At 66.3% G+C, this 22,064-nt stretch carries 17 protein-coding genes and 1 pseudogene; 8 read left to right on the top strand and 10 right to left on the bottom strand.

What is annotated here, in order from left to right; all coding sequences use genetic code 11:
* Positions 1-5: 5 nt before the first annotated feature.
* Both EF294_RS08815 and EF294_RS08810 read left to right on the top strand, forming a co-directional pair.
* A complete protein-coding gene (locus EF294_RS08815) occupies positions 6-851 on the top strand; it encodes a serine hydrolase domain-containing protein (protein ID WP_123928375.1) in 846 nt (281 codons plus the stop codon).
* A gap of 124 nt (positions 852-975) precedes the next feature.
* Positions 976-1,494, top strand: a complete 519-nt coding sequence (locus tag EF294_RS08810) for a DUF3145 domain-containing protein (protein WP_006371495.1) — start codon at positions 976-978, stop codon at positions 1,492-1,494.
* A 67-nt stretch (positions 1,495-1,561) separates the two neighbouring features.
* On the opposite strand, the gene EF294_RS21380 is transcribed toward EF294_RS08810, so the two are convergent.
* The 7 genes from EF294_RS21380 to aceE all read right to left on the bottom strand — a co-directional run bounded on the left by EF294_RS21380 (position 1,562) and on the right by aceE (position 10,457).
* Positions 1,562-1,816 (bottom strand): hypothetical protein, encoded by a 255-nt coding sequence (locus tag EF294_RS21380; RefSeq protein WP_185091003.1) that lies wholly within the window; start codon positions 1,814-1,816, stop codon positions 1,562-1,564.
* A 64-nt stretch (positions 1,817-1,880) separates the two neighbouring features.
* Positions 1,881-3,332 (bottom strand): acyl-CoA carboxylase subunit beta, encoded by a 1,452-nt coding sequence (locus EF294_RS08800; RefSeq protein ID WP_123928372.1) that lies wholly within the window; start codon positions 3,330-3,332, stop codon positions 1,881-1,883.
* Positions 3,333-3,360: 28 nt separating this feature from the next.
* The gene (locus tag EF294_RS08795) at positions 3,361-4,632 is read right to left on the bottom strand and encodes a KasA/KasB family beta-ketoacyl-ACP synthase (protein WP_123928369.1); all 1,272 of its coding nucleotides are present in this window, start codon (positions 4,630-4,632) and stop codon (positions 3,361-3,363) included.
* Positions 4,629-4,934 (bottom strand): meromycolate extension acyl carrier protein AcpM, encoded by a 306-nt coding sequence (acpM, locus tag EF294_RS08790; RefSeq protein ID WP_123928366.1) that lies wholly within the window; start codon positions 4,932-4,934, stop codon positions 4,629-4,631. The genes EF294_RS08795 and acpM overlap by 4 nt, the downstream gene beginning before the upstream one ends.
* Positions 4,935-5,066: 132 nt before the next feature.
* Positions 5,067-5,975, bottom strand: a complete 909-nt coding sequence (locus tag EF294_RS08785; protein ID WP_185091002.1) for an ACP S-malonyltransferase — start codon at positions 5,973-5,975, stop codon at positions 5,067-5,069.
* 195 nt (positions 5,976-6,170) lie between these two features.
* Positions 6,171-7,442 carry a PucR family transcriptional regulator gene (locus EF294_RS08780; RefSeq protein ID WP_123928362.1) on the bottom strand — a complete coding sequence of 424 codons (1,272 nt, stop codon included), beginning with the start codon at positions 7,440-7,442 and terminating at the stop codon, positions 6,171-6,173.
* A 108-nt stretch (positions 7,443-7,550) separates the two neighbouring features.
* The gene (aceE, locus tag EF294_RS08775) at positions 7,551-10,457 is read right to left on the bottom strand and encodes a pyruvate dehydrogenase (acetyl-transferring), homodimeric type (protein WP_425459412.1); all 2,907 of its coding nucleotides are present in this window, start codon (positions 10,455-10,457) and stop codon (positions 7,551-7,553) included.
* A gap of 108 nt (positions 10,458-10,565) precedes the next feature.
* Here aceE and EF294_RS08770 point away from each other — a divergent pair, with 108 nt between their 5' ends.
* The 4 genes from EF294_RS08770 (at position 10,566) to EF294_RS08755 (ending at position 13,257) form a co-directional block, all read left to right on the top strand.
* Positions 10,566-11,246 (top strand): hypothetical protein, encoded by a 681-nt coding sequence (locus EF294_RS08770; protein ID WP_246007763.1) that lies wholly within the window; start codon positions 10,566-10,568, stop codon positions 11,244-11,246.
* A 142-nt stretch (positions 11,247-11,388) separates the two neighbouring features.
* Positions 11,389-11,826 (top strand): DUF3052 domain-containing protein, encoded by a 438-nt coding sequence (locus EF294_RS08765; protein ID WP_123928358.1) that lies wholly within the window; start codon positions 11,389-11,391, stop codon positions 11,824-11,826.
* Positions 11,823-12,329: a peroxiredoxin gene (locus tag EF294_RS08760; protein WP_123928355.1), complete on the top strand. Its 507-nt coding sequence runs from the start codon at positions 11,823-11,825 to the stop codon at positions 12,327-12,329. The genes EF294_RS08765 and EF294_RS08760 overlap by 4 nt, the downstream gene beginning before the upstream one ends.
* 103 nt (positions 12,330-12,432) lie before the next feature.
* Complete coding sequence (locus EF294_RS08755) at positions 12,433-13,257, top strand: GDSL-type esterase/lipase family protein (RefSeq protein ID WP_123929020.1); 825 nt, start codon at positions 12,433-12,435, stop codon at positions 13,255-13,257.
* Positions 13,258-13,340: 83 nt separating this feature from the next.
* Here EF294_RS08755 and EF294_RS08750 read toward each other — a convergent pair whose 3' ends face one another.
* From EF294_RS08750 to EF294_RS08740, 3 genes are all read right to left on the bottom strand, one after another.
* Positions 13,341-16,121: an acyltransferase family protein gene (locus EF294_RS08750; RefSeq protein ID WP_246007762.1), complete on the bottom strand. Its 2,781-nt coding sequence runs from the start codon at positions 16,119-16,121 to the stop codon at positions 13,341-13,343.
* A 143-nt stretch (positions 16,122-16,264) separates the two neighbouring features.
* Positions 16,265-19,729 carry an acyltransferase family protein gene (locus tag EF294_RS22440; RefSeq protein ID WP_281275993.1) on the bottom strand — a complete coding sequence of 1,155 codons (3,465 nt, stop codon included), beginning with the start codon at positions 19,727-19,729 and terminating at the stop codon, positions 16,265-16,267.
* A gap of 227 nt (positions 19,730-19,956) precedes the next feature.
* Entirely contained in the window at positions 19,957-20,760 is an 804-nt protein-coding gene (locus tag EF294_RS08740; RefSeq protein ID WP_342774332.1) for an SGNH/GDSL hydrolase family protein, read from the bottom strand.
* Between the two features lie 275 nt (positions 20,761-21,035).
* On the opposite strand from EF294_RS08740, the gene EF294_RS08735 reads away from it, so the two are divergent.
* A complete protein-coding gene (locus tag EF294_RS08735) occupies positions 21,036-21,689 on the top strand; it encodes a transposase (protein ID WP_123928346.1) in 654 nt (217 codons plus the stop codon).
* Between the two features lie 184 nt (positions 21,690-21,873).
* Positions 21,874-22,064, top strand: a pseudogene (locus tag EF294_RS08725) (IS3 family transposase); the annotation flags it as partial.

Genomic DNA, 22,064 nt, shown 5'->3' with positions numbered 1-22,064 from the left:
CTGATGTGGCGGTACTGGATGCATTAGCTGAGTGGCCGGTGGACAATGTCGCGGCCGCGGTGATCGGCGGCTCGGGCATTGTCTCGAGCCATGGCGACATCGACCGGGTGTACGAACTCGCCTCGGTGACCAAGCTTCTGGTCGCCGAGGCCGTCCTGGTCGCGGTGGAAGAGGGTGCGCTCGAACTCGACGACGAGGCGGGACCGCCCGGGGCAACGGTGGCCCACCTGCTGGCGCATGCCTCCGGACTGGTCTTCGACAGCCGAACGGTGATGGCCCCACCGGCCACCCAGCGGATCTACTCCAGTGCCGGATTCGAGGTGCTCGCCGAGACCGTCGATGCCGCGACGGGCATCGATTTCGCCGAGTATCTGCGGCAATCGGTGTGTGAGCCACTGGGGATGACCGATACCGTCCTCGATGGTCCGGCCGGGCACGGCGCACGCTCGTCGGTCGCCGACCTGGCGCGCTTCGCAGCTGATCTGTTGGTGCCGACGGTGCTGTCGTCGGAGATGCTGGACCGAGCGACTCGCGTCGCCTTCCCGGGTCTCGACGGATTCGTGCCCGGTTATGGCAAACACAAGCCCAACGACTGGGGTCTGGGATTCGAGATCCGGGGGCACAAGCATCCGCACTGGACCGGTGCGAACAACTCACCGGAGACCTTCGGTCACTTCGGGCAGTCGGGGACCTTCCTGTGGGTCGACCCACGCTTCGGCCGGGCGTGCGTGGTACTCACCGACCGGCCGTTCGGTGCGTGGGCCAAGCCGTTGTGGAGCGAATTCAACGACAGTGTGTGCGAGGCACTGGGCGACTGGCGGTTGTCCACTCCAACCACACAAGATTCATAAAAGCGCATCAGAAACTGGCGCAACACGTACCTCATAGGGCACAATCGGTGTCACGAGTGTGCTATTCGGTGTTGCGAGGTGTGTTGGGGAAGACGTTCCTCGTCGACAACCGGAGGTGACCAAGGTGCGCAACCTGAATCAGTTTGCGGACGTGACTACAGGAGTGGTGTACATCCACTCGGCGCCGGTGGCGCTGTGCCCGCATGTGGAGTGGGCTCTGTCGTCGACCCTGAATGCGCGCGCGAACCTGAAATGGTCGGCACAGGATGCCGAGCCGGGGATGCAGCGTGCGACGGTCGATTGGGCAGGGCCGGTGGGCACGGGCGCCCGTTTGGTGACCGCGCTGCGCGAGTGGTCGGCGTTGCGCTTCGAGGTGACCGAGAACGCCAGTGAGGGCGTCGACGGCGAACGTTTCTGCTACGTCCCGGGATTGGGTTTGTGGCGCGGTTCGATGAGTGCCAACGGCGACGTGATCGTCGGGGAGACCCAGCTGCGCGCGATGATCGAGTCGCAGCCCGACAGTGCCGGTTTGGCCGGCGAGATCGAATCGGTGCTCGGCACGGCGTGGGATCACGCACTCGAGGCCTACCGCATGGGTGGTTATGGCGCCGAGGTCACCTGGCTGCAGCAGCGCGTCGGATAGCTCCCGAGAACCTCTCTTCGTTCGGCCCCGGCCTTTGCCGGGGCCGAAGTGCGTGCACGGGCGCCGCCTACCGCGCCACGCCATCGAGACGACAAGCGCCGTCGGCGTTGAGACGAGCGCTGTCGGCGTTGAGACGAGCGCTGTCGGCGTTGAGACGAGCGCTGTCGGCGTTGAGACGAGCGCTGTCGGCGTTGAGACGAGCGCTGTCGGCGTTGGGACGAGCGCTGTCGGCGTCGAGACGAGCGCTGTCGGCGCAAACCCACTCACCACGCCGCCGCGCGCCCGCGTCTGGACTGACGAAGAGCGAGGAGCGCAGCGACAATGCGATGAGGAGGGAAGACGCGGGTGATAGCGCGGCGGCACCGCGACGGCGGAGCCGGCGCCAATCACAGGGGTATGTTCTTATGCCGCCCGCGGCGTGCCGGTGCTGCAGCGAGTGCGGCGGTGATCATGCTGCGGGTTTTGGCCGGGTCGATGACTTCGTCGACGACGCCGATGGATTGGGCGCGTCCGACGCCGCCGGCGATGGCTTCGTGTTCGGTGGCCAGGCGGTCGTGGAGAGCTTCGCGTTCGTGGTCGGGAGCCGCCGCGAGAGCCTTTTTGTGCAGGATGCCCACGGCGGCTTTGGCGCCCATGACGGCGACCTCGGAGCCGGGCCAGGCGTAGACGGCGGTGGCGCCCAGGGCGCGGGAGTTCATGGCGATGTAGGCCCCGCCGTAGATCTTGCGGGTGACCAGTGTGACGCGGGGGACTGTGCATTCAGCGAAGGCGTGCAACAGTTTTGCGCCGCGTCGGACGACGCCGTTCCATTCTTGTCCGACTCCCGGTAGGTAGCCGGGGACGTCGGTGATGACGACGAGCGGGATGCCGAAGGCATCGCAGAGCCGGACGAAGCGGGCGGCTTTCTCGGCACTTTCGGAGTTGAGGCAACCACCCATGCGCAGTGGGTTGTTGGCGATGACGCCGACGCTGTGTCCGGCGAGGCGGCCGAATCCGGTAACGATGTTCGGAGCCCATTTCGCTTGCAGCTCTTCAAAACTCGAAATCTCCGTGTCGCCGTCGGCGGCGAGCTGGGTGTCGAGGAGGGCGGTGACCACCGGGTGCACGTCGTAGGCCCGGCGGTTGGATTCGGGCAGGAGTGCCTTGAGGTCGGTGTCGCCGGCCTCGGCGTGCGCGGTGTCGAATCGGCCGGGGCGGGAGAAGGTAGAGACCAGCCGGCGGGCCCGCCAGTAGGCGTCGGTCTCGGAATCGGCGGTGATGTGGCTGACGCCGGACTTCTTTCCGTGGGTGAGCGGGCCGCCGAGTGATTCCATGTCGACGTCCTCACCGGTGACGCTCTTGACGACGTCGGGACCGGTGACGAAGACACGTCCGGCGGGTGCCATGATCACCACGTCGGTGAGTGCGGGTCCGTAGGCGGCGCCGCCTGCGGCGAAACCGACGACCACCGAGATCTGCGGGACGTAGCCGGAGGCCCGCACCATAGCTTCGAAGACTCCGCCGACGGCATGGAGGGCTTCGACGCCTTCGGCCAGACGTGCCCCACCGGAGTGCCAGATGCCCACGACCGGAGCCTGTTCGGTGATGGCGGTGTCGATGGCGTTGACGATGTGGGCGCATCCCACGACACCCATGGCACCGCCCATCACGGTGCCATCGGTGCAGTAGGAGACGGTGCGAACGCCGTTGACCTTTCCGATCGCCGCCTGCACTCCCGATTTGTCTCGGGGGTGCAGCAGCGACAGGGAGCCTTCGTCGAAGAAGTTGGTCAACCGCAGCAGCGGATCTCGCGGATCGACTGAGTCCTCATGGCCGGTGACGGGAGCCAATGTGGTCATCGCTGTCTCCTCGGGGTGTCGCGAATGGTCAGTAGCGACCGAAGGCGAGCGCCACGTTGTGCCCACCGAAGCCGAACGAGTTGTTCAGCGCGTAATCAATCCGACCATGCCGGGGTTGACCGTGTACCACTTCGATGTCGCACTCGGGATCCTGATTCTCCAGGTTCAGCGTCGGCGGTATCACGCCTTCCTCGACGCTCTTGATCGTGAGCACCGATTCGAGTGCGCCGACCGCGCCGATGGAGTGACCCAGGGCCGACTTGGGGGCATACACCGCAGCGTGATCGCCGATGGCTGCCTTGATCCCGACCGCTTCGGCGGTGTCGCCGATGGGGGTCGAGGTGGCGTGCGCATTGACGTGGGTGATGTCGTTCTTGGTCAGCCCCGCCGTCTGGATGGCCCGTGTCATCGCTCGCGCGTTGCCCTGACCGCTGGGGTCCGGAGCGACGAGGTGAAAACCGTCAGAGGTGATACCGGCACCGAGTACGCGCGCGTGGATATGTGCCCCACGGGCTTTGGCGTGCTCCTCACGCTCGAGGATCAGCATCGCAGCGGCCTCGCCGAAGACGAATCCGTCGCGATCCTTGTCGAATGGTCGCGACGCCGCCGCCGGATCGTCGTTACGGGTGCTCATCGCGCGCATCATGGAGAACGCGGCGATCGGGATCGCATCGATGTGTCCTTCGACGCCGCCGGTGACGACCATGTCGGCGTCGCCCATGACGATGTGCCGCCAGGCGTGCGCGATCGCCTCGGCACCCGACGAGCACGCCGAGACCGGGGTGATCACACCGGCGCGTGCGCCGACGTTGAGGCCGACGACGGCGGCCGGGCCGTTGGGCATTGCCATCGACACCGCCAGCGGGGAGACCTTGCGGTAGTTCCCGGAGGTCTCGATCGCCTTGACCGCGTCGACCATCGCGTCGCCGCCGCCCTGTCCGGTGCCGAGCACAACTGCCAGGCGCTCGGGATCGACCTCGGGTTCACCGGCCTGCGCCCAGAGGCGCTTGCTCATAACGTGCGCGATGCGCTCGACGTAGGCCATGCGTCGTGCCTCGACGCGGGTCACTTCGTCGGCAGGGTCGGACAGCAGGCGACCGCCGACACGGCACGGCAGTTCACCGTACTTGGTGACGAAGTCGTCGGTCAGCTCGCGGATGCCGGTCTGGCCGTCGAGTAGGCGCTGCCACGTGGAGTCGAGGTCGACGCCGAGGGAGGTGGTGGCCACCATGGAGGTGACCACCACATTCGGGAAGTTCCCGCCCAGCGTGGAGTACTCGCGGAGGGAAGGCGAGCTCACGAGTTCTGGTCTGCCTCGATCTGGGCCTGGATGGCGGCAGCGGCCTCGGGGTTCTCCGCCTCAAGCTTCTGGATGTAGGTGACCGCGTCACCGACGGTGCGCAGGCCGGCGAGATCCTCGTCCGGGATCTTCACGCCGTACTTGTCCTCGGTCTGAACGGCGATCTCGACCATCGACAGGGAGTCGATGTCGAGGTCGTCGACGAACGACTTGTCCATCGTCACCTCGGACGGCTCGATGCCGGTGACTTCCTCGATGATCTCGGCGATACCGGCAATGAGTTGTTCCTGGGTGGCAGCCACGTGGGTGGTTCCCTTCTCGTGATTTCGCTGTGGGTGGTGATTGTCCGGAGCTACCCGAGGCATGAAAGCATCTCGGGTGCTTGGATATCCGGTGACAACCGGATTTCCGGTGAGGTCGCGTGGTCGCGACCACTATCCAAGTTCGATGACCTTCTCGATGTCGTCGGGGGTCTTCCACGCCACGGTGGGGGTGCCCTTCATCTCGCGCTTGGCGATGCCGGCGAGAGCTCCGGCGGGTGGGAGTTCCACCAGAGAGGTGACGCCGACCTCGCGCATGTAGGCCGAGCACAGATCCCAGCGGACCGGGCTGGTGACCTGCGTGACGAGCTTGCTCAGTGCCTCGGCGCCGTCGGCGACCGGCCGGCCGTCGGAGTTTGACAGCAGGATGCGGGCCGGGTCGGAGGGGGTGATCTGCGACGCGGCAGCGGCGACGGCGTCGCGCGCAGGTGCCATGTAGTCGGTGTGGAAGGCGCCGGCGACGGCGAGTTTGCGGGTGCGGGCCTTTTCCGGCGGACTTGCGATCAGCTCGTCGATGGCCTCCACCGGGCCGGCAGCGACGATCTGGCCTGCGGCGTTGCGGTTGGCGGGCACGAGCGCGAGCTCGTCGAGACGGGCGAGGACCTCGTCCTCGTCGCCGCCGAGCACCGCGGCCATGGTGGTGGCTTGGCGGGCGCATGCCTTGGCCATCTCGGATCCGCGGATCGCGGCCAGTTTGACGGCGTCGTCGGAGCTGATGACGCCGGTGATGGCCGCGGCGGCGAGTTCACCGACCGAGTGGCCCGCGATCACGGCGTCGTCGGGCAGCTCGCCGCGCTTGAGGTACTCATCGAAGGCCAACAGGGCCGCGGCGACGACGAGCGGCTGGGTGACCGCCGTGTCGGTGATCTCTTCGGCGGTGGCGGTGGTGCCGAGCCGTTCTAGGTCGAGTTGAATCAGCTTCGACCACGTCGCCAGCTGATCGCGGACACCGGGGAGTTCCAGCCACGGAGTCAGCATGCCGGGTGTCTGAGAGCCCTGACCGGGCGCAAGCATCGAAAGCACGTGACCAGAGAACACTGTTTTGGTGGCCTATGTGGGTGTCGAGGTCACTAGACCTCATCGCAAGGATTTGTAGGGTTCCCACAAAGATGCCTCTGGCTGGTTCCGCATCGTCATCACTTCGAGATTCGTTACATAAATGTGTCCATAACGCATCTGCCAGCGGAAATGTGGAAACAGGGGTGTGGCTGATGTTCCTCATGTGGCTGAGTGTGGCGATTCGTTCCTCGGATGTGTCAATCGCCCGACCGTTGCCGCGATGCGTAGGACGTAGCTGTCGCGAGGGTTAGTTGGATCACGTCCTGTCACTTCTGCAATTTTCTTCAGTCTGTACCGGACTGTATTTGGATGGATATACAGTTCTCGGGCACATGCCTCCACTGAGCCGCCACAGTCCAGATAGGACTCGAGGGTGCTGTTGAGGATCGAACCGCCGGTGGACAGTGGACGCACCAGCGTCTCGATAAGTGTCGTCGTTGCCGATGCATCACCGTCGAGTGCCCGCTCAGGTAACAGTTCGAGACTGTGCACCGGCCGCGGCGCGCCGGGCCAGCCGACAACCGCGGAGATCCCGGCCATCGCCTCGGTGGCGCTGGTATGTGCAGCTCCGAGATTGGGCATGGTCGGCCCGATGACCACCGGACCGTCGGCGAAGTGGTCGAGCAATGCATTGCTGAACGGGTCGGTCATCGTGATCGGCCCGCTGACGATGGTCACCAGCAAGGTGCCCTGCACCACCGAAAGTGCGGCCCGGTCATAGCGTTTGGCGGTGTTGTGAATCGCCAGCGGTACCGAGACGTTCTGTTCAGGAGGAGGCGCGCCGACGATGACGGTGGCCGGGGCGTCGGAATCCCAGTTCAACGCCGCCGCCCGCGACAACAACTGCGGGCCGGTGTCGCCGCGGACGACGGCGTCGACAACGAGCGCCTCGAGGCGTGAGTCCCACGCCCCTCGCGACTCTGCCGCCGACGCGTAGATAGCCGCCGCGGCGAACCCGATCTCGCGACCGTAGCGCAGCACCGACTCGGTCAACGCTCGCAGTTGGGCGTCATTGCGGGCCAGCAGCGGCAACCACTTCTCGAAGAACTCCATCGCCACGCGCACCATCTCCACGGTCTGCAGCAGCGTGATGCGGCGCGCGAGATCCTGCGGGACGACCTGGAAGGCCTGAACGGTGAACTTGACGTTGCCCTCGGGGTCCTGAATCCATTCGACGAAGTTCACCACCGCGGTCTGCACGACCAGCTGCACGCTGGCACGCTGAGCAGCGTCGAGGTCGGCAAAGTAGGGGAGTTGGTCCTGCATCGAGTGGACGGCCTCGGTGGCCAGGCGACCGCTGTACTGCTTGACGCGACGCAGCAGCGTATCGGGCAGTGCGTCGTGCACGGTGGCCGGGGCGGGGACATGCGCGCCACGTTCCCCGAACACGTCGCTGGGCGGCGGCGCCTGATTCACCCGATGCTCCGACATGTGTTCACAGTAGGCGTCCGGGCTCACGGGGCAGACGAATGTGCCGTCAACGACTGCGGCGGTCGCCCGCGAAGGGGCGACCGCCGCAGTCGACGGACCGGTCGAACGTTAGGCGCTGCCGGTGTCGGCGTAGGACACCTCAGCGGCGCTGACGTCGGTGAGCTGGTACTTGCCGGCGGCCTGTGCCGCGACCGCGGCATCGATGTGCCCGTCGCGGGCCAGGGCCACCAGCACCCCGACAACGATGGACTCGGCGTCGACGTTGAAGACCCTACGAGCGGCCGGGCGGGTATCGGAGAATCCGAAGCCGTCAGCACCGAGTGTCAGGTAGGTCCCCGGCACGTAGGCGCGGATCTGCTCCTGTACGCCACGCATGTAGTCGCTGACCGCCACGAACGGTCCGCTGGTGTCGGAGAGGACCTTGGTGACGTAGGGCTGACCCGCATCCTGTGACGGGGTCCGCACCGCGGCACGGTCGATCGCGATGCCGTCGCGGGCGAGTTCGCTCCACGACGTCACCGAGTACACCGCGGCTCCGACGTTCCACTCCGCGGCCAGCAGCTCCTGGGCGCGCAGGGCGTCGGGCATGGTCACCCCGGAGACCAGGATGTTGGCCGGATACTGCTTGTCCTGCGGGGGCGGGCTGAACCGGTAGATGCCTTTCAGTACACCTTCGACGTCGAGGTCGTCGGGCTTGGCCGGCTGACTGATCGGCTCGTTGTAGACGGTGAGGTAGTAGAAGACGTTCTCCGGATCCTCGCCGTACATCCGACGTAGACCGTCGGCGACGATGTGACCGAGCTCGTAGGCAAAGGCCGGGTCATAGGCCACTACCGCCGGGTTGGTCGCCGCCAGCAATGGTGACTGACCGTCAGCGTGTTGCAGGCCCTCGCCGGTCAGCGTGGTGCGTCCCGCGGTGGCGCCGATGACGAAGCCGCGCGCCATCTGGTCGGCAGCCGCCCAGAAGCTGTCGCCGGTGCGTTGGAAGCCGAACATCGAATAGAAGATGTAGAGCGGGATCATCGGCTCGTCGTGCGTGGCATACGAGGTGCCGACGGCGGTGAACGAGGCGGCCGAGCCGGCCTCGTTGATGCCCTCGTGCAGGATCTGGCCCTCGGTGCTCTCCTTGTAGGCCAGCATCAACTCGGCGTCGACCGAGGTGTAGAGCTGTCCGTTGCGGTTATAGATCTTGAGCGTCGGGAACCACGAGTCCATCCCGAAGGTCCGCGCCTCATCCGGGATGATCGGCACGATCCGATGGCCGATCTCCTTGTCGCGCAAGAGATCCTTGAACACGCGTACCAGCGCCATGGTGGTCGCCACCTGCTGTTTACCCGAGCCCTTGGCGGTGGTGGCGAGTGCCTTGCTCACCTCGGGGTACAACGCCTTGGCTTTGGTTCGGCGCGCGGGCAGGAAGCCGCCGAGGTTCTTGCGGCGGTCGAGCATGTACTGGATCTCCGGGGCGTCCATGCCGGGGTGGTAGTACGGCGGCAGGTACGGATTCTCCTCGAGTTGGGCGTCGCTGATCGGGATTCGCGTCTCGTCGCGGAAGTCCTTGAGGTCATCGAGGGTCAGCTTCTTCATCTGGTGGGTGGCATTGCGGCCCTCGAAGTGCTTGCCCAGGGTGTAGCCCTTGATCGTGTGTGCCAGGATGACCGTCGGCTGACCCTTGTGCGCCATCGCCGAGGCGTAGGCGGCATAAATCTTGCGGTAGTCGTGTCCGCCGCGCTTGAGATTCCAGATCTCGGCGTCAGACATGTTCTTGACGAGTTCTTTGGTGCGCGGATCGCGGTTGAAGAAGTGCTCCCGCACGAAGGCGCCGTCGTTGGCCTTGTAGGTCTGGAAGTCGCCGTCGGGTGTGGTGTTCATCAGATTCACCAGGGCGCCGTCGCGGTCGGCGTGCAACAGTGCATCCCACTCGCGGCCCCACACCACCTTGATGACGTTCCAGCCCGCGCCACGGAAGAACGACTCGAGTTCCTGGATGATCTTGCCGTTGCCACGGACCGGTCCGTCGAGTCGCTGCAGATTGCAGTTGATGACGAACGTGAGGTTGTCCAGGCCCTCGGTTGCGGCGAAACTGGCGAACCCGCGTGACTCCGTCTCGTCCATCTCGCCATCGCCGAGGAAGGCCCAGACGTGCTGGTCGGAGGTGTCCTTGATACCGCGATCGTGCAGATAGTGGTTGAACCGCGCCTGATAGATCGCGTTCATGGGACCGAGACCCATCGACACCGTCGGGAACTGCCAAAACTCGGGCATGAGTCGCGGGTGCGGGTAGGAGGGCAGACCGCCGCCCTCACCCGCGTGGCTGTGCTCCTGCCGGAACCCGTCCATCCGCTCGCCGCTGATCCGGCCCTCAAGGAAGGCGCGGGCGTAGATACCCGGCGACGCATGGCCCTGGATGAAGATTTGGTCGCCGCCACCGGGGTGCTCGTGCCCGCGGAAGAAATGGTTGAAGCCGACCTCGTACAGTGACGCCGACGACGCATAGGTCGAGATGTGTCCGCCGACCCCGACACCGGGACGCTGGGCGCGGTGGACCATGATGGCGGCGTTCCAGCGGATGAACTGACGGAAGGTGCGCTCGACGCCCTCGTCGCCGGGGAACCACGGCTCGAGGTCGGTGGGAATGGTGTTGACGTAGTCGGTGGACGTCAGTGAGGGGATGGCGACATGTTTCTCGCCTGCGCGCTCGAGCAGCCGGAGCATCAGATAGCGGGCTCGGGCCGGTCCGGCATGTGTGACGAGGTTGTCGAAGCTTTCCAGCCACTCGCCGGTCTCGTCGGGGTCGATGTCGGGCAGATAGGATGCGACGCCTTCCCGGATGACGCGCACGCGCGGACCCGATCTATCGGTGGTGCCGCCGGAGGTCGCGCTGACGTCCTTCTCTGCCTGGTCGGTCACGGTGATGCCTACTCCTCGATCGGGCCGGGCGGGGGTGATGCCCAGCATGCGATGACACGAGAGTCCGTTGACGACGATGGTGTGCTCGCTCACGGACTCACTCCACATCGTGCCCCATGTCGCCTCGCTTGGCATCGGGGGTGTTCGGATTAGGTGCGTAGTACTTGACCTGCGGTAGCGTTCGGTTTGTGATTACCGCGGAGTAAGGAGCGTGCAGTGAGGCCTACATCGGCCCGCCTGGCTTACCTGGCGGAGCTGCGCAACGTCGTGGGGTGCCACAGCGAGACAGCTGAACGCCATCGGACGGACGCCGACTTGGGGCGCTCCGGGGTGTTGCGCGGCCGGAGAACCGCCGGGGGTGCGGCCGTGGTCGTGACGGCCGTGGTGCTGGTTGTCGCCGGATGTACGACGTCGGTGCCTGGCGCGCCAACTGTCGACTCCGCACAGGTGTCGATGTACCGGTCCGAACAGTCGGCCTCGACCTCGGCGGCACGCCGAGAGCTCACGGTGACGCTGTGTCGGCAGGCCATGTCGTCGATGGTCGTGATGGTGCGCGGCTACAACACCTTTGTCGATCGTCTCAACGCGGTCCAGTCCTACGACCGTGTCGGCGACCTCGATGACCGCGCCCGGGCGACCCTGATCGCAGGTGTGGACCAGATCCGGGCGAAGGTCACCGACGCGGTCGCCGCTGACGTCACCGGCCCGGTGAACGCCTTTGTCACCAGCTCGGGGCGGCTCGGTGACGCCATCGGGCGTCGCGAGCTCGCCGGCCTGAATCCGATCGCCGACACCTGGACCCGCGACAAGCAGTCCGTGCTGACCGCCTGCGCGACCTACTTGCCGCCCCCGCCCGGACTGGCCCCGACCACGACCGGTGAGCGCCCACCCCGATAGCCCTGTGGCGCGCGAGTTCATGAATTCGTGTCGGTGCACGATCGTCGAGTGCATTACGCTGTCCCAATAGTCGACTGATGGGGGTCGGCTGCGATCGAATTGCCAACACGGCGAAAAATGTTGACTTGGGAGGTCTCGCGCGGTGGTAGCCGCCTCAGGGAGCAATGGCTCCGATGGCAGCAGTGCACAGAAACTGGGGTTTGCCCCCGGCATGGTGGTCCAGGAACTCGGCTGGGACGAGGACACAGACGACGACCTGCGTGCCGACATCGAGGACACGATCGACGCGGAGATGCTCGACGAGGACGCCGACGACGTCATCGACGCGGTGGTGCTCTGGTGGCGCGACGACGACGGTGATCTCGTCGACCGTCTGATGGACGCGATCGGTCCGCTCGCCGACGATGGATACGTCTGGGTCTTCTCGCCGAAGACGGGCAGTCCCGGCTACGTCGACCCGAGTGAGATCGCCGAGGCGGCGCCCACTGCCGGGTTGACCCAGACCTCGGTAGTCAGTCTCGGAGACTGGTCGGGTTCGCGTCTGGTGCAACCGAAGTCGCGTTCCGGCAAACGCCCATGAGGGTTACGCAGATGTCGGTCCCGCTGGGGATCGGCGCCACCGCGCCGGACTTCGAGCTACGCGACCAGAACAACCAACGAGTCTCGCTGTCGCGGTTGCGTTCCGAGGGTCGCAAGGTTCTCATCGTGTTCTTCCCGCTCGCTTTCACCGGCACCTGCCAGGGCGAACTCGGGTTCATCAGAGACAACCTGCCGCGCTTCGCCAATGACGAGGTGACCACGGTCGCAGTGTCGGTCGGGCCGCCACCCACCCATAAGGTGTGGTCAGCGGCGCAGGGCTTCCTGTTCCCGATCTTGTCGGACTTTTGGCCACATGGCGCCATCGCGAGTGATTACGGGGTGTTCAACCCCGACCGCGGGTACGCCGACCGTGGCACCTTCCTGATCGGTGCCGATGGTCGAATCGTGTTCGCCGATGTGGTCGGGCCCGGCGAGGCACGCACCGAGGAGCTGTGGGACAAGGCGCTCGGCGGATCCGTCGGGGATATCGCGACCGAGTCTTGATCAACTCGTAGCATGTCTACGGTTGCGGCAGAAGTGACTCATGTAGTTCAGTGTGACTGTTGTGATTAAACGATTGCGCTTCCACTTCTCTTGCCGCGCGGCGATGTCACGGTCTGCCGTGGGCCTGATCGGCGCAGGTCTGGCGCTGAGCGCCGTCGGCGCCGGCGTCGCACATGCTGGACCGCTCGACGGCCTGTCCGGGGTTGTTGCGCAGTTGCCCGGCGGATCGTCGCACGGTGAGCTACCGGGACTCGACGACTTTTCAGGAGCCCTCAACGGCCTACTCGGGACCGCGCAGCCCGGCTCCGGGACGTCGCGATGTACCTCGGTCATCCAGATCGGTGATTCGACCTCTGTGGCCGCCGACAATGCCGCGGCCCTCCCGTCCGCCGCCGACACCGCGACCTCGCAGTACCGCCGAGTCGGTGCCACCACGGTCACCGTCGATGCGGTGAGCGGGCGTGCCGTCGTCGGCGGTCCCGCCCTCGACGCCGAACATGCGGTCGCGTCACGGTTGGCGGCCGGGGCTCGCGGATGCTGGGTGATCGCGATGGGCGTCAACGATGCCGGTGCCATCGCCGGCGGCGGAGTCGGCGCCGCCGAACGCATCGACCGCATCATGCGTCAACTCCAAGGACAGCCGGTGCTGTGGCCGACGGTCACCTCGTCGTCGCCGGGTAACCCGGCATTCGGCGCGGCGTCGATGGCCGCCGTTAACACTGCGCTCCGGGACGCGACCGCACGCTATGCCAACCTCGCAGTCTATGACTGGGCAGGGGCGGCGCGCGCCGACGAATTCGCCGGCGACGGAATTCATTACACGGCGGCCGGTACCGCCGACCGCAACCGGAAATTCGCCGACGCATTGGCGGCTGCCTACCCGCCCGGAACGGGCTTCGTACCGGCCACGCGGTGGGTCACCGGCTGAGCGGTACCGCCACGTCAGTCGTCGGTGGAACTCGTTGGGCCGCATCTTATCCCGGCTGTGGTACCGGGCGACCACGCGAATTGTCAGATCGGGCAGGTGATGGAGGTGTCGCGGCGTCCGGTGACGGCCTGCCGGAGCCCGACGGTGACGGCGTCGGCGTACATCACGGTGCCGGGGCCGAAAGGGTGTACATCGTCGGGTCCGAGGTTCTCCGGATGCGCGGCGGCGGCCTGACACCACGGCGCCAGGTAGACGTTGGCGTGACGTGGCGCGTACTGCAGCACCTGACGTGCGGCCTGCGGGATTCCGTCGACGGGCCCATAGGGCACAAGCAACACGATCTTGTGGCCGGGGCCGATCTCGCGCAGGATGCGGTCGAGCTGACCGTCGAAGGCCTGACCGTTGGTGCCGAAACCCAACACCACATATTTGCGCAGCATGCGACTGGCCGCGAGGCTCTCGATGACACCCTCGCCGCCGGAGTAGTGCCGTGACACCTGCGCGTCGATGTACATGCCGGGGAACCGGGCGGTCAACGCCTGTGAGGATGCCAGCATCACCGAGTCGCCGATCCCGGTGATGTCGCGGCCCGAGGGCAGCGTGGGTGTTGCCGGTGCGGGTTGCGGTGGCGGAAGGTGACGTGCCACCAGATTCGCCTGCTGTTGCAGTTGGGCGAGCTGCTCGAGCTGGATTTCCAACGACGACTTGTCGGGGCTGGTACCCAGCGACACCCCGGCGAACAACACCGCCGCCAGGCACGCGGCCATCACCGCTGCCGGTGCCGGGAACCGCGGTGAATCGCTCAGACCGCGCAGCACCCCGCGGAATCCGCGACGACGGAACGGGGTCTCGATCCAGCGGTAGGACAGGTCGGAGAGCACCAGGGTGATCACGCCGGCGAGCAGACCGATCGCCCAGTCGGGCAGCGTCGCGGGGGACCGCGCGTTGCCGGTGTCGAGCCACTGACGTAAGAACACCACCACCGGCCAGTGCCACAGGTACAGGCTGAACGAACGCTGTCCCAGCCAGCGCAGCACCGGCACCCGCAGCAGCGCCGCCACCGGGCCGGTGTCGCGGATCGCGTTGTGAACGACACATGCGGTCAGCAGGCTTGCCGAGACCAGCCCACCGCGGTAGGTGATGGGTGCGGTGTCGGGGAGGGTGAACAACAGCACGACGAGTGCGATGAACGCCGCAGGCGCCAGCGTCCACGCGACGATGGTGGCCGCGCGCGCCCCGACCCACCGCGGCCAAGAGTCGCGGGCGTCGGCATCGGGTGCGGTGACCAGCAACGCCAACACCACCCCGATGAGCAGCCCGAACGAGTGGGTATCGCTACCGAAGTAGACGCGACTCGGGTCGGTGTTGGGGTCGAACAACAGGACCATCGCGGCCACCGACGCCGACGCCAGCAGTGCGGCGACACCGGCGAGTACCCGCAGTTGGGTCCGCAGTCGCAGGCGGCGCAGCACCCACAGTGTCGCGATGAACAACAGCGGCCACACCAGGTAGAACTGTTCCTCGATCGCCAACGACCAGTAGTGCATGAAGATCTGCGGTGTGGTGTCGGCGAAGTAGCTGTGCGACTGGGCGATCTGCACCCAGTTGTTGACGAAGAACAGCGACCCGAGGAACTGCTCGACCAACGCCACCGCGACGTCACCGCCGATCAGCCCGGCGATCGCCGTGCACACCACCAACACGGTGACAGCGGCGGGCAGGATGCGCCGCACCCGGCGTTGCCAGAAGCGTGGCAGTGAGGTGGTTCGGGTGACGCCGCGTTCACGCACCAGCAGCGAGGTGATGAGGAACCCGGACAGGACGAAGAAGATGTCGACACCGAGGTAGCCGCCCGGCATCGCCGGTGCGTAGAAGTGATAGACCGCGACCGCCACGACCGCGATTCCGCGCAGACCGTCAAGGCCCAGCGCGTGCCGAATCCGGCCCGGCGCCACCGCGGGTGGCGTGGCGGCGGTGGCCGCTGGTTCGGTGGCCGCTGGTTCGGTGGCCGCTGGTTCGGTGACGGTGACCGCCGCAGCGGGCCCTGCCAGGGGGGTGGGCCGATTGGTGACGTCGTCGAGCGACGGTACCGCGGTGTCGTCGGTGTCGGTGTCGGCGAGTCGTGCTCGTAGTCCCGCCGCTTCACGTCGACGGTGCCGCATCACCGGGATCACGATCGGGGTGGGGTGATCGGGGTCCTCGTCTGACGCCACGACATTCGGTGCGAGAACCGTCTCATCCGGAGTCGCGTCGACGGAGGTGTCGTCGTTCGGTTCTGGGGTTGTTTGCTCTGGCACACCGCTGCCCATTGCCGGCTCGTCGTTCGTCGCAGGCTCGTCATGGGTCGGATCGGCCGGAACCGCGTCGTCGATGTCGTCAGAGGTGTCGGCGTCGGAGCTGTCGGGGGTGTCGAGGTCGTCGGGGCGTGGGGCGATGGGTATCTCGGCCACCGTGAGCGGCCGACCGCCGACAGTCGCTGGTGCGTCGCCGGACACCGGCGGATCTTCCGGATCGGCGGGCGGCTCCCGACGATCGACGTCGGTGGTCACAACATCGGGTTCATCGCCGATCACACGGTCGACGGTGTGTCCGGCATCGTCTGTGGGTTGCGGAACCTCGGCGACGTCCGCGGAGTCCTCGGTGGGCGGCGGTGTGGTGTGGCTGTCGGGGATCTGCCAACCGGTGGCAGTCGTTTCGTCAACGGCGACGCCTTCCGCGGCGACCAGTGTCAAGGCGGGTTCGGGGTGGCCAGCGCGTGCGGCGAGATGACGCGCCTGCACTCGGGTCAACCAGCCCACGAGGCGGTTGACCAGTGCGATCAGATGCAGAAGGAAATCGTTGATGGGTGTGGCCCCCTGGGACACATCGACGGTACGGGTTCGAGGCAGCGGCCGGCCAAGTGTAGAGCGCCGCGACCGTAGCAGCCTCATTGGGCACGGTGCCTGTCACCTGGACGGGGGACAGGCATATCCGCTGTTCGGCGGACACCGCGAAACTGTTGGTCGGGTCACCCCTGACGAGGTGGTGATGCGGGTTGCCCGGAGGTCGTCGGTGCCGGTCGTGGTGTCGGCGATGGCGGGATCGTCTGCACCCCGGACGACGCGAGCAGACATCCCTGCGGCGGGGCGTCGGAGGCGGGAAACACCGACGCCAACGCGATCGAGAAGCGATAGGCCCGCTGGATGTAGCCGGCGGGCGTGTAGTGGATGCCGTCGCTGAACCAGTCCGGTCGGGCCTCGCCCGCCCAGTTGTAGATCCGCAGATTGGGGTAGCGCTGACACGCCCGCAGCAACGCCTTGTTGAACCGCTGCATGGCGGCGTTGTTGTAGGCCGGGTTCTGGTTGAGCGGGCTGGTGATGACTGTCGGCCACAGCACCTGCTCGTCGCGCAGGGGGCCGAGGAGTCGGTCGATCCGCATGTCGACCGGGCCGGGTCCGCCGACCTCCACGTTGGCGGTGTCGTTGATTCCCATCGCCATCACCCAGCAGCCGCGTTCACCACGGGCCAGGTGCCCCTCGATGGCGGTGACCGCATTGGGTTCACCGTTGACCAGTTCCAGGCTGGATCGGGCGCCTTGGATGTCGGTGATGACGGTGCGAGCACCCACCGCGCGGTAGCGGCCGACGATCCGGTCGGCCGGGTTGGGCAGGTTGTCGGGGTCATTCATTCCGATCGACGTCGAGTCGCCGATATGGATCACCGTGGTGCAGCTGGTACGACGCTGGTCGACGGGCAACGTCGGCCCGGCCGGGCGTGTGGTGGGTGTGGACGGAAGGTCTTCGGTCAGGCTCGCGGTGTCCAGGGTGTCTTCGGTGTCGGCGTGCAACGCGCCGAGCGCGACCAGACCACCGATGGCCAACGCCGCGACCACGACGATCGAACTGATCAGATGCCACTGCTTGCGACGCCGACGCAGATTCGACGTCGACGACGCCGGAGCGTGCGGGGGGCGTGGCGGCTGACCGGGGCGAGCGGGCGGCGCTACCGGCATGCGCGCGGTCTCGGCGCCCGCGGGGTGGGGGGGCCGCGTCGGGGCGGCAGCGGATTCGGCACCCGGGTGCGGTACCTGATCGGTGGCATAGAGTGCGGCCTCGACATCGATCGCGACCGGGATCTGGACGGTGTCGGCCTCCGACGGTGCCGAGGTACCGCGGACGGTGTCGGCCGATTGCGTGAGGCCCGGCCGCTGCCGGGGCGCGGCCTCGGGCGCGGATGTCTTGTCCTGAGATGACTCGTCTGGGGACGATCCGTCTGCGGGAACCCCGAGCTGCTCGATCGTCGACTCGGCCTCGGCAGGTTCGATGTCCTCGGCAGAGTCGATGTCCCCAGCGGCAACAGGTGTCGAGGTGTCCGAATCCGACTCAGCCGAGTTGGCGGCGGCATCGGTCGGGACGGCATCCGCATCTGCGCTGCTCGGGGCCGTTTCCGTGGCGTCGGGTTGATCGGCGGCGGCCGAGGCTTCCTCGTCGTCTGGATCGGCTTCGTCTGAATCGGCTTCGTCTGAATTGGTGTCGTCTGAATTGGTGTCCTCGTTCGCGGGCACAGTGTCGCCGGACTCGTTGGGGTCGCCGGACTCGTTGGGGTCGCCGGACTCGGTGGCCTCGCCGGACTCGGCATCCACGGGCTCGTCCGTTTCGGCAGTATCCATGGTGTGCGGAGCGTCCTCGTCGGGTGCGTCCTCATCAGGATCGTTGACGTCGGGATCGGTGACGTTGGCGACCCGGGTGACCGGCAGTTCCACGGTTGCGGCATCGTCAAGGGTTTGCGCCGTCGCCGACTGTTCGGCGGTCACTGGGATCTCCGCGGTGGCCTCGTCGACTCCGCCGGGTTCGTCGACTCCGCCGGGTTCGTCGGTGATCTGGTCTGCTGCACCCGAGTCCTGGGTGTCGCTCGGGGTGTTCTCGTCCTGCGGCGGCTGAGAGGGCCGAAGCGCGTCGGCGGCGACGGCCAGCACCACGGTCGGCGACTCGTTGACAGGAATCACATCCGACGTCGAGTTCTCCTCGAGTGCGGCCTCGACGTCGATGGGCATGTCCGTGGCCGCGAGGGTTTCCGCCGCGGTGGCTTCGGGGATTTCGGGATGAGTCGCGGTCGCAGCACCCGGCTCGTGAGCGATGTCGGGTCGGCCGAGCTGCCAGGTCGATGCCGACGCCGGGACGCCGGGAGCGGCCGGGGCCGGGGTGGGCGGCCCTGGGATCGGTGGGGTCTGCGGGTCGGGCGTGGCAGGTGGAGACTGCGGCGCGGGGTCGGCTGCGGGGGCCGAATCCGTACGTTCGGCGAGACGCTGCTCGATGGTGCCGAGCCATCCGGTGAAGCGTGTGGACAGGGCGATTAGCCAGGCGAGGAAGTGGTTCACGAGGGTGTCTTCTGGATCGCGGGCAGTGGTGAAGGCCTTGCGGAACCCGAGTCGTCGGATTGGGTCCTCGACGTATCGCCAGGACAGCGAGGAGATGATCAGCGTGGCGACGATGACGATGGTTCCGGTGGCGACGGGTTTCTCCGACCGGAACGTCGCGGGCATGAACGCGATGATCGGCATATGCCACAGGTAGATGCCGTAGGAGCGTTCACCGATCCATCGCAGTGGGCCGATGGCGAGCACGGTGGCCACCAGTGACTCGGGGACGACGGTCGCGATGAGCACTGCGATGGTGGCGATCGTCAGCATCGCGATGACGTTCTGGTACAGCGACAGCGAGCCGTCGGGTGTGGTCGCGATGAGGTAGACCATCAGGCCGAGTCCGGCGAGCGCGAAGACGTCGATGGTGCAGCGTTGGTTGTGGCTGACCGTGCGTGCTCGGGCCGGCCACCAGAATGCCAACGCCGCGCCAAGGAGGAGTCCGCCCGCGCGGCTGTCGGTGCCCTCGTAGGCGCGGGTGTTGTCGAATCCGGCGTGGGCGACACCGTTGAGCAGCATGAACGAAACCGCAGCCAGTGCCAGAATGACGAGGGTCACCCAGATTCGCTTCTTGAAAACCAAGAGCAGTAGACCTAGCAACAGCGGCCACAGCAGGTAGAACTGTTCCTCGATCGACAGCGACCATAGGTGATCGAACGGTCCAGGCCCGCTGAACCTGTCGAAGTACGACTCCGAGGAGCCGATGTTGTACCAGTTGTTGACGTAGAACAGTGCCGAGAGAGCCTGCCACGAGTATTTCGCCAGCTTGTCGGGCATGGTGATCGCCGCCGCGATCAGCGACGTGCCCAGGACCAGCAGTACCGCCGGGAGCAGGCGGCGGGCGCGGGCGAGCCAGAAGCGTTTGAGCTGGAAACCGCCGGTGCGTGCCCGGGTGTTCAACAACAGCGACGTGATCAGGAACCCACTGAGGGTGAAGAACACGCCGACGCCCAGGAGTCCGCTGGAAAAGCCCGGAATGTGCAGGTGATAGAGCACGACGAAGCCGACCGCGAGGGCGCGGAGACCATCAAGCGAGGGGAGGTACGTGGACCCCTTGTGGGTGGGACGTGGCATACGGGCAGACTGCGGCTTCGTTCTGGTGGCGGCTGGGGCGTGAAATCAATGTTGAGGAGCACCCCGTGAGGTGCACCAGCCGATCAGTGTAGCGATGTGGGCCGACAAATCCACAGTCGCTGCGGCGCTGTCCACCAGATAGGGGAACGTGTGCCCGGTTCGCGAGATTGAGATGTGTCACAAAGGTTTTCGACGCAAGACCTTTGCATCCGCAAGGGTCTTCGGACTCAGCCTGCGACCCACTTGAGTGTCGGTGTGGCTCCCGTGCCGGGAGGGAAGGCCGTGGCCAGTGCGTCGGCGAATCGGCGGTTGCGTTCGGCGGAACCGGCCGCGGTGTAGTGGATGCCGTCGACGAACATGCTCGGCTGCGCTACGGCGGCCCAGTCGTAGACGGCGAGGTTGGCGTAACGCACCGACGCGCGGCGCAGCGCATTGTTGAACGAGTTCATCGCCGCGGCGTTGTAGGCCGGGTTGCCGGGGTTGGCTGTGGTGACCGTCGGCCAGAGCACGGGTTGGCCCTGCAACTGGCTCATGATGCGGTCGATGCGGGCGTCGGCGTCGACGGAGCTGCCGACGGCGATGTTGGCCGCGTCGTTGACACCCATCGCGATCACCCAGCATCCGCGCTCGCCGCGGGCGAGGTGGGCAGCGACCGCGTCGTCGGCGTTGGGCTTGCCGTTGAGCTTCTCGACGATCGATCGTCCGCCGTCGGCGTCGAGATCGACGGTCGTGGCACCGACCCGCTTGTATTGCGCCGAGAGCGTGTCGGTGGCGGCGGGGACGCGGGAGGCGTCGTCAACGCCCACCGAGGTGGAGTCACCGATCTGGATGACCGAGGTGCATCGGGTGGTTCCGGGTGCCCCGTTGGGCCGCAGCAGCGAACCCAAGCCCGGAATGTTGGGCAGCAGATCCTGCAAGCCGCCGATGTCCGCGGACGAGTTGGGCAGTTGTGCGGTGAGCGCGTTGGCGACATCGTCGACGGGATCGGCGGCGGCCGTGCCCGCACCCAGGAAGGCCGCGGCGGCCGACACGCCGAGAAGGGCGACACCGAGACGACGATGTGCCCGCCGGCGTGGATGGCGTCCGACGGATGAGCGGGTACCCAAGAATCTAGTCACAATTACCCCACTGAACTACATCAGTCACTCCTGTCGCAATCTGGGGAGGGATACAACTTGGTCACGACCTAGCCTCGGGCTTTCATGGTAATTCCGTGTCGTAATCGAAGAATAGTGCCCTGAACTGGGATGAGTGAACTTGCGAAGGTATTAATCGGACCGAGTCGAGGTGCACCATTCAGGTGAGGATGTCTACCTCGCCCTACCCTGTGTTGTCCGCGGGTGGGTCGGGAATCGGGATTGTGTCACACGGCGGTGCGACGGTGCTGCTGCAGACCGCCATCGCAACGGGTCTGGTCAGGGGTCTTTCGGCGGCACTGTCGCCGTGGCGGAAAGCGTTGGCCACGCATGATCCGGGCAAGATCATCACCGCCCTCGCGGTGGCGATCGCTATGGGTGGGGACTGTCTGGCCGACATCAACCAAGTTCGTGCCTACCCGCACGTGTTCGGTTCGGTGGCCCTCGGTTCCGACTGTGTCGCGGCTGATCACACTCCTGGCCGCCGATGCCAGCACCGCGTTGGCAGCGGTCGACAGTGCTCGTGCAACGGCCCGCGCCGCCGGGCAGGCGGCCCCGGCCACGATCGTGATCACCGGAATCCGGTGATCATGGACGTGGATGCCACCCTGATCACCGCACATTCAGATAGGGAACACGCCACCCCGACCTCGAATAAGGGTTTCGGGTTCCACCCACTGTGCGCGTTCGTCGATCACCAGGCCGCCAGTACCGGCGAACCCGTAGCGATCAAGTTACGCACCGGCAGTGCCGGGTCGAACACCGCGACCGATCGCATCACCATCGTGGAGCAAGCGTTGGCGCAAATCCTCGACGTTTCTTAGTACCGGGTCGGGAAGAACGTGTTGATCCGCACTGATTCTGCTGGTGGCACCCACGACTTCCTCGACTACCTCACCCGACGACGGCTCTCGTATTCGGTCGGATTCGGCCTGACCACGGTGCTGGCCGCACACTGAACCGTCCTGGGTCTGGTGGAGACCGTGATCTCACCAGGAGAATGTCGGTATGGGAGCACCACGCAAGTTCGATCAGGAGACCCGTGAGCGGGCGGTTCGGATGTATCACGATCGTCTGAAGGAGGCGGGCGAGTCGAAACTGAGTGCCCGCAAGCACGTCGGGGAGTTGCTGGATATCAACCCCGCAACGCTGCGCAACTGGATCGACAAGGACGCCCCGATAGACTCGGTCGAGGGTGC

Source organism: Gordonia oryzae (genome assembly GCF_003797185.1).
Taxonomy (GTDB): domain Bacteria; phylum Actinomycetota; class Actinomycetes; order Mycobacteriales; family Mycobacteriaceae; genus Gordonia; species Gordonia oryzae.
Note: the sequence above shows the minus strand (reverse complement) of the source record. Positions and strands in the feature narration are given on the sequence as shown.

Excerpts from the sequence above, each read along its gene's own strand:
- aceE (WP_425459412.1), bottom strand. The coding sequence starts at position 10,457 with ATGTGGAGTGAGTCCGTGAGCGAGCACACCATCGTCGTCAACGGACTC.
- EF294_RS22440 (WP_281275993.1), bottom strand. The coding sequence starts at position 19,729 with ATGCCACGTCCCACCCACAAGGGGTCCACGTACCTCCCCTCGCTTGAT.
- EF294_RS08735 (WP_123928346.1), top strand. The coding sequence starts at position 21,036 with ATGTCTACCTCGCCCTACCCTGTGTTGTCCGCGGGTGGGTCGGGAATC.
- EF294_RS08780 (WP_123928362.1), bottom strand. The coding sequence starts at position 7,442 with ATGTCGGAGCATCGGGTGAATCAGGCGCCGCCGCCCAGCGACGTGTTC.
- EF294_RS08755 (WP_123929020.1), top strand. The coding sequence starts at position 12,433 with ATGTCACGGTCTGCCGTGGGCCTGATCGGCGCAGGTCTGGCGCTGAGC.
- EF294_RS08760 (WP_123928355.1), top strand. The coding sequence starts at position 11,823 with ATGAGGGTTACGCAGATGTCGGTCCCGCTGGGGATCGGCGCCACCGCG.
- EF294_RS08800 (WP_123928372.1), bottom strand. The coding sequence starts at position 3,332 with ATGACCACATTGGCTCCCGTCACCGGCCATGAGGACTCAGTCGATCCG.